Genomic DNA, 11,279 nt, shown 5'->3' with positions numbered 1-11,279 from the left:
ATTTCGTGCGGCCTTTCGGGACTCCTCCCCTTGCGGTCCCGGACGTCAGGTCAGCCAGTCGTACGCCCCCTGCGCGCTGAACTCCGCCTGGCCGCCCCGCAGCAGCAGCCCCGCCGTGGCGAACTCGGGGGCGTCGGCCTGCGCGGTCACGTACGGGATCGCGATGCAGCGCATGCCGGCCGCGTGCGCCGCCGCCGCGCCCGGAGCCGCGTCCTCCAGGACGACACAGTCACCCGGAGCCGCCCCGAGCCTGCGGGCCGCCTCCAGGAAGACGTCCGGCGCGGGCTTGCCCCGCGCCACCTCGTCCGCCGAGACCACCGTCCGCAGCACCTCGTCGAGCCCGGTCCCCGTCAGGATCGCCTCGATCGCCTCCGGCGACGAACCCGAGGCCACGGCCATCGGCACCCCTTCGGCCGCCAGCAGCTCCACGAACTTTCGCATCTCCGGATACGTGTGCGTGGCGGCCCGGGCCAGCGCCAGATAACGGCTGTTCGTCTCTGCGAGCAGCTCCTCCACCGGCGCCTTCAGCCCGTGGCGCTCCTTCAGCAGGACAAGGGTCTCCTGGGTGCTGATGCCGACGAAGCGTTCGTGCTGCGCCCATGTGAAGTCCGGGACGCCGTGCTCGGTGAGGGTCTGCCGGGTGGCTTCGTAGTAGTTCGGCTCGCTGTCCACGAGTGTTCCGTCGAGATCGAAGATGACCGAGAGGCCGCCGAGGTTGCTCATGGGTTCAGGATGCCAAGGGTCACTTCCCGGCCGCGCGGCCGACCGCCTCCACCAGCGGCAGCAACCGGTGCGGGACCCGCTCGCGCAACACCATCTCGGTGCGCGTGCGCACCACCCCCGGCAGGCTGATCAGCCGCTGGATCACATCCTCCAGATGACCGTTGTCCCGCGCCACGACGCGGGTGAGCAGATCCCCGCCACCCGTGATCGAGAACGCCTCCACGATCTCCGGTACGGCGGCCAGCGCGTCCCCCACCTCGTCGAGATGCCCCTGCGTGACCTCGATGTGCACGAACGCGAGCACCGGGTGGCCGAGGGCGGCGGGGGAGAGGAAGGGACCCGTACCGGTGATCACGCCGTCCCGCTCCAGCCGGTCGAGCCGTGCCTGGAGGGTGCCCCGGGCGATGCCCAGGAGCCGGGCGTACTCGCGCACGCTGGTGCGCGGCTGCTCCAGGAGCAGTCGCAGGATGCGGGTGTCGAGTTCGTCCACGCTCATGGGATCTGACTGTACCAATGGCTCACTCGCAACGCGCTGCACCAATGGTCCAGTGATACGGAGGTCACTTGAGCCAGCATGCCGGGTGGTGCTGTGATGGGCGGGTCGATGGCGCTGCGGACCTCCGTGGCGCCCTTTTCGTGTGGGTGTGCGCAAGGGGCGGGGAAGCAGTGCTGAAGCGGGTGTTCGTGGCTCCGGACCCGGGGCGGATGCGGCTGCGGTTCGCCGCGCGGGCCGTCCTCGGCATCGGCCTGGCGGTGGTCGTCTGCGGTCTGACCGGACAGTCCCTCGCGGGCGCCGTCACCGGCGGCCTCGCCGCGCTGCTCGCCCTGTTCACCGTCACGGACGCCACAGTGCGGGGACAGGCCGTCACCACCGCGCTCCTGCCCTGCGTGGGCCTCCCGGTACTCGCCGCCGCGGCCGAACTGCACGCCCACCCCGTCGCCCGCGACCTCACCTTCCTCGCCGTGGTCGGCGCGGGCGTCTACGCCCGCCGCTGGGGACCGCGAGGCCACAGCCTCGGTGTGTTCGCGTTCATGACCTTCTTCGTGGCCCAGTTCCTGCACGCGACCACCGCCCAACTGCCCGCGCTCTACGCCGCCGTGGCCCTCTCCGTGCTCACCGCGGCGGCGGTCCGCTTCGGCCTGTGGTGCTACGAACGCCGGCTGCCCCCGCCCGCCGTACCCGCCCCGCCGACCGGCCGCGGGCTGGCCCGGGTGACCACCCGACAGGCCGTCCAGGCGACCGCGGGCGCCGGATTCGCCCTCGTGGTGGGCCAGTTGGTGTCCGGTCAGCGCTGGTACTGGGCCGTCGGCGCCACCTGGTGGATCTTCGTCAACACCGCCTCGCGCGGCGAGACCGTGGTCCGCGGCTTCCGCCGCGTCGTCGGCACGGTCCTCGGCATCGCCCTGGGCCTGCTCGTCGCCGTACCGGTCCACGGCGCCCCCGTCCCCACCGTGATCCTGGTCGCCGCCTGCGTCTTCGCCGTCTTCTACTCGGCCGCCGTCTCCTACACCTGGATGATGCTCTCGGTGACCTTGATGGCAGAGCTGCTCTACGGCCTCCTCGGCGTCCTGAACCCCGGCCTGCTGGCCCTGCGGTTCGCGGAGACCGGCGTCGGCGCGCTCGGCGCCGTACTGGCCGTCCTGCTGGTGCTCCCGGTGACCACCCACACCACCACTAACGCCTGGATCCAGCGAGCCCTGCGCTGCGTCCACACCTGCACCGCCGAGGCCACCGCCCGCCTCGCCGGCTCCGGTCGCGCCGACCCCGCCGAACGCATCACGGAGCTCGAACAACTCCTCGGCCGGGTACGGCTCTCCGTCGCACCCCTCGTGCACCCGCTGAACCCGATGCTCGGCCGCAAACGCCGCGCCCGCCGGGTGTTGGCCCTGCTCGACGACTGCGCCCACGAGATCCGAGGCCTGGCCACGGCGGCCGCCGACCCGCAGGCCTCCCACGACACCCGCCTGACCGCCGCCTGCCGCCGTGTCGAGACTGCCGTCGAGGCGCTCACCGTCGGCGCGGCGTCGCCGCTCACGGCTAGTGCGGGCGAGCCGCCGGTGGACCATCCGGCGCTGGCCCATCTGCACGGGCTGGAACGGGCTCTCTCGGAACTCGCGGAGCCGCTGCGCGCACGGTCCGCCATGTCCCGCTGGAACAGACTCGGCGCTATGGTCTAGACCGCTCATGATCGACTGCTACCGTCACCCCGGACAGCACTGAACCGAGAGGGGACTGCGGTGACAGACGGCGGCAGGCGGCAACGGCGGGCCTTCATCGGGTCGTTCACGGCGGCGGGCGGTCCTGGTGTCGTCGTGGCGGCCGTGGACGCGCACAGCGGTGCGCTGACCGTCCTGAGCAGTGCCGACGGCGTCCCCGACCCCTCGTATCTGGCCCTGGCGTCCGACGGGGACACCCTCTACGCGGTCAGCGAGACGGCCGAGGGCGCGGTGGCCTCGTACCGCGTCAACGGCGGCAAACCCGAGCCGCTCGGCCCGCCCGTGCGGCTCGGCAGCGCGGGACCGACCCACCTGAGCCTGTACGCGGGGCACATCCTGACCGCCGACTACGGCTCCGGCAGTGTCACCGCCGTGCCGGTCCGCCCCGACGGCACCCTGGCGGACCGCCCCTCCGGACAGCTCCGGCACACCGGCTCGGGCCCGCACGAACTTCGCCAGCAGGGTCCGCACGCCCACCAGATCCAGCCCGACCCCAGCGGCCGGTGGGCCGTCGGCATCGACCTCGGCACCGACTCCGTGCTGGTGTGCACGTTGGACGACGGACGCCCCGCACTGCACCGCGAGATCGCCCTCAGACCCGGCTCGGGCCCCCGCCACCTCGCCTTCCACCCCGACGGCGACCGCGCCTACGTCCTCAACGAACTCACCCCGACCGTCACCGTCTGCCACTGGGACGCCGAGCGCGGCGCACTGAAACCGCTGGCCGAGATCCCGGTACTGCCGGGCGCCCCGGCAGGTGACGCCGCCTACCCCTCCGGCATCGTGGCCTCAACGGACGGCCGCTTCGTCTGGACGGCGACCCGCGGCGAGGACGTACTGTCCGTGCTCGCCGTCGAGGGGGACGGGCTGCGCCTGGTCGGGACGGTGCCCTGCGGGGGACATTGGCCGCGCGCCCTCGCCGAGTCCGGCGGCTGCTTGTACGTGGCCAATGAGCGGTCCGGAGACGTGTCCTGGTTCGCCGTCGACCCCGCCACCGGCGTCCCGCGTCGCGGCGGCTCGATCGACGTGACCGCCGCGTCCTGTGTGGTGTTCGACTGACTCCACCGCTGTGACCACGGCATGCCGAAGGGCCCACTCCCGCGTGAGGAGGGGCCCTTTCGGCGCTACGGCGTTACACGTGCCAGGTCAGGGCGAGCGAACTCGGACCTGATCGGGTCAGCGGACCGGTGCACCCTGCGGCTGGGGCGGGGCGATACCCAGCGCCGTCGTGTACTTGGAGAGCGCGAGCTTGCCGATCGCCGGGTACGGACCGAGCGCCTCGGCGGCCGAACAGCCGGCCTCGGCAGCCGCGGCCTGGAGCAGACCCGGGTCGATCTCGGGGCCGATCAGGTAGGGCGCCAGCGCCAGTTGCTGCGAGCCGGATCCGCGCAGCTGTTCCGCGATGGCCGCGATCGAACCCTCCTGGTCCAGCGCCGCCGCCATCACCGGCACGGCGAGCCGCGCGGCGAGCAGCATGCCGGTGATACCGGCCGCCTGCACGGCCTCCTCGCCGCCCACGGACGCGAGGATGATGCCGTCCGCGGCGGTCGCCACGGTGAACAGCCGGGCCCGGTCGGCGCGGGCCAGCCCGGCCTCGGAGAGCCGTACGTGCAGCGCCTCTGCGAGCAGCGGGTGCGGGCCGAGCGAATCGGTCAGGTCGGCCGCGACCCGGCTGTCCATGACGGCCTGGCGGACCTGACGCAGCAGCGCGCTGTCCGGACCGGCGAGCAGCGGCACGACGACGGCCACGGGACCGTCGGGCTCCTTGACATCGGCACCGGCGGCCTTGGCCTGCTCGAAGCGGGCGGTGCGCTCCTCGGCGGCGTGCGCGAGCACGGACGTCAACGTGGGGAACTCGGCATCGTCCCCGTCGAGGTAACCGATGCGCCCGTCCAGACCGGGCAGCTCGGAGCGCGCGATGCTCACGACCTCCTCGGCGAGACTGCGCGTGGCGGCGCTGGGCGTGCCCGGCACGGCGAGCACCAGCGCGGGCGCGCCCTCGGGAGCCGCCAGCGGCTCGGGTCGGCGGTGCCGCCCGGGCTGGCGAGGTCGCGGCATTCGTACTGGCAGGCCGGACGCGGGCCCAGTGGGGGAGCTCATGGCGAGGCATGTTACTGGCTTCTTGGGCTCCCCTGTTCGGGGAGGGTGCAGGTGAGCGGTATCCGTCCTGTTTTGTCTGATGAGTTACGTACGGATCAGAAGTGATCACCTCGGCCCGCCGTGCTCACCACGTGCACCATCACGCCGTCGGCCGGCAGGGTGAGCGCGCCCGCCGCGAGGTCGCGCGCGATCCGCACGGCACCGTCCAGCGGATCGCCCACCGCCGCGACCGGTCGCGCGTGCGGCAGCCGTTTCGCCAACTCCTCGCGCACGGGTACGAGGAGGGGGTCGCCCATCCTGAACAGGCCACCGGTGAGGGCGACCTGGGGCTCGCCGGCCGGCGGACAGACCGCGGAGGCCGACTCGGCCATGTGCCGGGCCGCGGCACGCAGAATTCCCGCCGCCACCGGGTCGTCCGGGGCGCACTCGGCGACACGGGGCGCGAAGGAGGCCAGTACGGCGGGACGGTCCGGCCGTGGATACAGCTTGCCGGGCAGGCCGGACATCGGCCCGAACCGCTCCTCCGCGCAGGCCAGCAGAGGCCCCGACCCGCCGTCCCGCCCGTCGTACGCCCGCAGCGCAGCCTCCAGCCCGGCCCGGCCGATCCACGCCCCGCCGCCGCAGTCGCCCAGCAGATGTCCCCAGCCGTCGGCCCGCCGCCAGCCGGTGAGGTCGGTGCCGATCGCGATGAGTCCCGTACCGGCCGCGACCACGGCACCGGGCCGTATCCCGAGGGCACCGACATAGGCGGTGACGGCATCGGCGACGAGCGCGACGGTCCGCACCCCGAACTCCCGCGCCAGCGCCCCCGGCAACTCGTCCCGCAACCCGTCCCCGAGGGTGGCGAGCCCGGTGGCCCCGATCACCGCCGTACCCCACTCGGAGCGCCCGGCATCACCGGCCAACTCCTGCACCATGGGCACCAACTGCTCCATGAAATGCCCGGCGTCGATCCCCCGCACACCGGTCCGCACGGGCTCCCCTGACGCGAGCGGCACGGACACGGGACACCCGACTTCCCCCACCACGACCCGCAGTCCGGAACCTCCGGAGTCCACGGCGAGAAACCGGACCCGGGCGTCCTGCGCGGGAGGCACGGCAGAGGGATCCCCCTCGTGGAGCCCACCCGACGAACTCCCGGCCGCAGCGCCCGGTTCTCCGAAGGACACCGGTCCACCCGAAGTCCGCTCGGCACCGCCTCTGGCCTCGGCGGGACCGCCGAGGGAACTCGGTCCGTCCGGCGCTCCCGGCGTTTCCGCCGCCCCGTTGGGACCGTCGTCCCCCGGACCCGTCACGGCAGGCGCCAGTCCACCGGTTGTCCTCCCTGGCGGACCAGCAGGTCGTTGGCGCGGCTGAAGGGGCGGGAGCCGAAGAAGCCGCGGTCGGCCGACATCGGGGACGGGTGGGAGGACTCCACCGAGGGCAGGTCGCCGAGGAGGGGGCGCAGGTTGCGGGCGTCGCGGCCCCACAGGATGGACACCAGCGGCTTGCCGCGCGCGGCCAGAGCCCGTATCGCCTGCTCGGTGACCTCCTCCCAGCCCTTGCCGCGATGCGCGGCGGGACTGCGCGGGGCGGTGGTCAGCGCCCTGTTGAGCAGCAGCACCCCCTGCTGACTCCACGGCGTCAGATCACCGTTGGACGGCTGGGGCAGCCCCAGGTCCGTGTTGAGCTCGCGGTAGATGTTGAGCAGGCTCGGTGGCAGCGGACGTACGTCGGGGGCCACCGAGAAGGACAGCCCCACGGCGTGCCCCGGGGTCGGATACGGATCCTGTCCGACGATCAGGACGCGAACGTCGTCGAAGGGCTGCTGGAAGGCCCGCAGGACATTCGGCCCGGCCGGCAGGTACGTGCGCCCGGCGGCGATCTCCGCGCGCAGGAAGTCCCCCATTTCGGCGACGCGTCCGGCCACGGGTTCCAGAGCTTTCGCCCAGCCCGGTTCGACAATCTCATGCAACGGTCGTGGTGCCACGGGCGTCACCCTACTGCCGCACACGGCTCGACGATCAACCGGTGCTCCGAGCCCGACCGAGAACGACCGGACTGTGGGCCCGCGTGAACGGAGCCTCCCCATAAGGCAGTTGCCCGCACGGCGGTTCCGGCACCCGGGACCGACACCGACGCGTGCGGGGGAGTTCCCGTCCTCATGCGATCACCGCGGCGCGCACGCACAGCACATCGGGGAGATGGGACGCCAACTGCCGCCAGCTGTCCCCGTCGTCGTCCGACGCGTACACCTCGCCGTTGCGATTTCCGAAGTACACGCCCGCCGGGTCCGCGCCGTCCGTGCACATCGCGTCGCGCAGCACCGTGCCGTAGTGGTCCTCGGCCGGCAGCCCCGCCGACAACGCCTCCCAGCTTCTGCCCGCGTCGGCCGTACGGAAGACCCGGCACCGGTGCCCGGCGGGCACCCGGTCCGCGTCCGCGTTGATCGGGAACACATAGGCGGTGTCGCCGCGATGGGGATGGGCCACCGCCGCGAAGCCGAACGTGGACGGCAGCCCCTCGCCGATGTCCGTCCAGTGCGCGCCCGCGTCGTCGCTGCGGTACACCCCCCAGTGGTTCTGCAGATACAGCCGGTCCGGGGTCGCCGCGTCCTGCGCGATCTTGTGCACGCACTGGCCGAACTCCGGGTTCGGATCCGGCAGGAACACCGCGGAGACACCGGAGTTGGACGGCTCCCAGCTCGCGCCCCCGTCCCGTGTGCGGAACACCCCGGCCGTGGAGACGGCGACCGTCACGGCCTTCGGGTCGCGCTTGTCGGTGAGGACGGTGTGCAGCCCCTCTCCGCCGCCGCCCGGCACCCAGCGCGAGCGGGTGGGGTGGTCCCAGAGGGGCCGGACGAGGTCGAAGCTCTCGCCGCGGTCCTCGGAGCGGTACAACGCGGCCGGTTCCGTACCCGCGTACACCACCTCGGGTTCTGCCGCGGCCGGGTGCAGCTGCCACACCCGCTCCAGTGAAGCCCCCGTGTCCTTGGGGAACTTGACGGCCGGCCGCTCCGGCTCGACCCATGTACGCCCGAGGTCGTCGGAGTGGAACACGGACGGACCCCAGTGGGCGCTGTCACCACCGGCCAGCAGTCTCGGTGTGTGGCCCCGTGTATCCACGGCGACCGAATACAGCGCCTGCGCGTTGAAGTACGGACTCTCGTCGAACTCCCAGACTCCACCCCGCCTGCGCCCGATGAACAGGCCTTTTCGCGTGCCCACCGCGAGCAGCACCTCGGTCATGACGATCACCTCCACCGCGATTTTGGCCATTTCGCCCTCTCACCCGTCAGTCTGCACCCCACCACTGACAGTCACCCCTGGAACGGACGTCACCGCAGGTCAGAGCACCGATCCGGGTCCGAAGGGCAGCTCCCGGGGACGCCTCTCGCGAAAAGCCCGCGAACACCTCGTCAGCCATGGGACCGTCGAGTCCGGGGTATTCGTCGTGAGCATCGAGGAGGCGTCTCCCGTATGGGAGGGCGGTTCGGCATGTCAGTGCGTTCATGAGGAGGATGCCTTCGATGGCGTTCCGAGGTCCGAAGGTGTGGCTGTGGCGGTGGCGGCGCAATCCGCTCAAGCGCCGTGCCGATGCGGTGGAGTCGTGGATCGTGCTCGGTGCTTGGCTGATCACCGTCCTGGCAGGCGTGCTGGCCGGTCTGACGGCGACCCGGTCCGTCGAACACGAACTGGCCCAGGAACGTGTCGAATGGAAACCGGTGGTGGCGCTGGTGACCCAGGACGCGCCCGGCCCCTCCCCGGCCAACTCCGGCAGAACGAACACCGAGCTCGTGTGGGCGAAGGTCCGCTGGACGGCTGTGGACGGCTCCTCGCACACCGGCCAGATCCGCGTTCCCTCCGGTAGTGGCATCGGCACTCCGGTGACCATCTGGACCGACCCGCAGGGCCATCTGGTCACCAAGCCCGCCACCGCGTCCCAGGCGCAGTTGCGGGCCGCGCTGATCGGCACCCTGCTGGGAATGGGCGCGGCGGCCGTCCCCTTCATCGGCGCGCGTGCCCTCCGGATCCGGCTGGAACGCCGGCGCATGGACCAGTGGGACGAGGAGTGGGCACGCTTCGGCCCGCTGTGGAGCCGTAAGACGGGCTGAGCAGGACGGGCCGCCCGCCCGGCACGGCATGAGCGCCCCTGGCACGAAATTCGACGCAGGGGCCCTCGTCATGCCCGGCCCCCCTCCCCACCCGCCATCACCTCACGGCACATCCCCAACAACCGCTCGTCCTCCGGGACGTCCTGACTCCCGTGCCCGCCGGCCCGCGCCAAATGCCGTCGCGGAGCGGCGAGTTCCGCCTCCACCAGGTCATGCAGGGATGCCCCGGCGGCCCCCATGCCGACCAGGCACGCGGCGACAGCGCCCCGCACCCGCGGATGCCCGCTCCAAGCCGACCGCAGCACCGGAAGCACCCTCTCCGCATCCCCGGTCACCCGCCACAGCGCCCGCGCACCCGCGACCCGCTCCTCCACGCACTCCGCCTCCATCATCCGCGCGAGCCCGTCCGACGCGACCCGCGCGGACACTCCCACCCGCGCCAGCACATCCGCCGCCACCCGGCGCCGCTGCCCGTCCGAACTCGCCAACTCCCGCAACAGGGAAGGCAGTACGGCCGACGCATCCCCCTCGACCGACCACAACGCACCCGCCGCGGCACCCGCACACTCGGACTCCAACAGCTCCCGCAGCACCGGTACGACACCCTCCGCCGCGACCCCGAACACGTCGAGTGCCCGGACCGCCGACTCCACGACCCGCTGCCTGGACCGCACCCCGTCCGGCATCCCGCGCAACAGCCGCAGCACCTCCGGCACGGCCTCCCGGTCGCCGAGCGCGCGCAGCGCGGACAGCAGCGGTACGGCGCGGTCGGACGTCTCCGGGGAGCCGAGGGGCACACGGCCGAGCCGGTGCCGCAACGCCGGGGCGAGCGGTGCGGCGGAACGGCCCAGGTGGACGATCACCCGTCCCAGGCCGTCGGGTACGACGGGCCGCGCGAGCACCTCGGCCAGCACCGGCGCCGCCCGTGGATCGCCGCTGCGGGCAAGGGCCTTGAGCGCGCCGCCCAGGACCGGCGCCCCACGCTCCCAGCTCTGCGTCCACAGGTCGGGGTGCGCGATCACCAGCGCGTGCAGGTGATCGGCGGCCGGCGCGGCCAGGTGGAAGAGTTCCCCCAGGACCGACGACCCGGCATCGCGCAACCGGTCGGCCTCCGTGTCCAGTTGCTCACCGACCAGCGCGACGAGTGCCGAATGGTCGGCCCGCCACTCGCGAAACAGTCCGGCCGACATCCACACCCCGTTGCACCGGTCGGTGGGGTCCGGTGCAGTCAACTGCCCTTCCAGCAGGGCGATCCGATCGGCCACCCGCCCGCCGAGCGCGGTGTGCAGCGTGCGCACCAGTTGGGCGCCCTCCTCGTCCGAGGGGCGCAGCCGCCGTAACCGCCCGGCGATCGTGTCCGGGCAGTCGATGTTGTCCCGCGCGCGGTAGTCCGACCGACGCCGCTCGGACCGCTCCCCGAGCAGGCCGACGACCGTCGGGACCAGGTCGGCGGGGAGCAGATCCGGTGCGCAGCCCGCGAGTTGACCGAGCGCGGCGAGCCGTAGCCCGGGGTCGTACGGTGGAGTGCCGAGTGCCAGCAGGGTGTCCAGCGCCTCGGTGGCGTGGGCCGGACAGCGTCGTACGAACAGGCCGAGGCTCTCGACGAGGGCGAGCAGAACCCGGTCGTCGCGCTCGACCGTGATCCGCTGCCGCAACAGGTCCAGCACGCGCGCGGGTTGATCGAGGAACCGGACCAGCCCCTCGGCCGCGGCCCGGCGCACACCGGGGTCCCGGTCGCCGGCGAGCACGACGAAGTCCTCGACCCCCGTCCGTAAGGCGGCCTCCGCCGACCCGCGCCCCCGCCCGACGCTGACCAGAAGCTCCACCAGCTCGCCCCGCTCCGCGACCCCCTCCTCAGTGGCCAGCGCGAGCAGAAACGGAACGCAGGCGAGTGTCGAGTCGTACACCCTCCCCTCGTGGTGCGCCGCGCCGTACATCCCGTCGAGGGCGCTCGCCCGCTCGACGGGGTCCGCGGAGGCCAGTCCCCTGAGCAGTCCGGGCACGTCCTCCGCACTGCCGTACGCATGGCGCAGCGAGGCCCAGTCGACCTCGTCGATCCCCGTGAACACGTTGCCCTCCCCAGACGAAGTGCCAACTGATCGCGAGTCTGCACCACGCCACTGACAACGAAGCGGAATCGGGAGGT

10 protein-coding genes are annotated in these 11,279 nt (G+C 72.7%); 3 read left to right on the top strand and 7 right to left on the bottom strand.

All coding sequences use genetic code 11. The annotated features are described in order from the left end of the window. Positions 1–45 precede the first annotated feature (45 nt). On the bottom strand, positions 46–723 hold the full coding sequence (locus tag AB0I51_RS19495; protein ID WP_362976666.1) for an HAD family phosphatase: 678 nt from the start codon (positions 721–723) through the stop codon (positions 46–48). A 19-nt stretch (positions 724–742) separates the two neighbouring features. Further along, entirely contained in the window at positions 743–1,219 is a 477-nt protein-coding gene (locus tag AB0I51_RS19490; RefSeq protein WP_362976663.1) for an Lrp/AsnC family transcriptional regulator, read from the bottom strand. 170 nt (positions 1,220–1,389) lie between these two features. Here AB0I51_RS19490 and AB0I51_RS19485 point away from each other — a divergent pair, with 170 nt between their 5' ends. Both AB0I51_RS19485 and AB0I51_RS19480 read left to right on the top strand, forming a co-directional pair. Next, a complete protein-coding gene (locus AB0I51_RS19485) occupies positions 1,390–2,901 on the top strand; it encodes an FUSC family protein (protein WP_362976661.1) in 1,512 nt (503 codons plus the stop codon). A 60-nt stretch (positions 2,902–2,961) separates the two neighbouring features. Then, positions 2,962–3,999, top strand: coding sequence for a lactonase family protein (locus AB0I51_RS19480; protein ID WP_362976659.1), 1,038 nt, complete (start codon positions 2,962–2,964; stop codon positions 3,997–3,999). A gap of 117 nt (positions 4,000–4,116) precedes the next feature. Here the strand turns inward: AB0I51_RS19480 and AB0I51_RS19475 are convergent, their stop codons facing one another. The 4 genes from AB0I51_RS19475 to AB0I51_RS19460 form a co-directional block, all read right to left on the bottom strand. Then, complete coding sequence (locus AB0I51_RS19475) at positions 4,117–5,040, bottom strand: hypothetical protein (RefSeq protein ID WP_362976657.1); 924 nt, start codon at positions 5,038–5,040, stop codon at positions 4,117–4,119. A 95-nt stretch (positions 5,041–5,135) separates the two neighbouring features. Next, positions 5,136–6,137 (bottom strand): BadF/BadG/BcrA/BcrD ATPase family protein, encoded by a 1,002-nt coding sequence (locus AB0I51_RS19470; protein WP_362976655.1) that lies wholly within the window; start codon positions 6,135–6,137, stop codon positions 5,136–5,138. Between the two features lie 194 nt (positions 6,138–6,331). Continuing rightward, a complete protein-coding gene (locus AB0I51_RS19465; RefSeq protein WP_362976653.1) occupies positions 6,332–7,009 on the bottom strand; it encodes a uracil-DNA glycosylase in 678 nt (225 codons plus the stop codon). A gap of 172 nt (positions 7,010–7,181) precedes the next feature. Then, entirely contained in the window at positions 7,182–8,267 is a 1,086-nt protein-coding gene (locus AB0I51_RS19460; protein ID WP_362976921.1) for an exo-alpha-sialidase, read from the bottom strand. Positions 8,268–8,548: 281 nt separating this feature from the next. Between AB0I51_RS19460 and AB0I51_RS19455 the strand changes: the two genes are divergently transcribed. After that, positions 8,549–9,133, top strand: coding sequence for a hypothetical protein (locus tag AB0I51_RS19455; protein ID WP_362976651.1), 585 nt, complete (start codon positions 8,549–8,551; stop codon positions 9,131–9,133). Positions 9,134–9,201: 68 nt separating this feature from the next. Here the strand turns inward: AB0I51_RS19455 and AB0I51_RS19450 are convergent, their stop codons facing one another. After that, positions 9,202–11,202 (bottom strand): HEAT repeat domain-containing protein, encoded by a 2,001-nt coding sequence (locus tag AB0I51_RS19450; protein ID WP_362976649.1) that lies wholly within the window; start codon positions 11,200–11,202, stop codon positions 9,202–9,204. Between the last annotated feature and the right edge of the window lie 77 nt (positions 11,203–11,279).

Origin of the sequence: Streptomyces sp. NPDC050549 (genome assembly GCF_040655035.1) — a bacterium.
Classification (GTDB): Bacteria; Actinomycetota; Actinomycetes; order Streptomycetales; family Streptomycetaceae; genus Streptomyces.
Note: the sequence above shows the minus strand (reverse complement) of the source record. Positions and strands in the feature narration are given on the sequence as shown.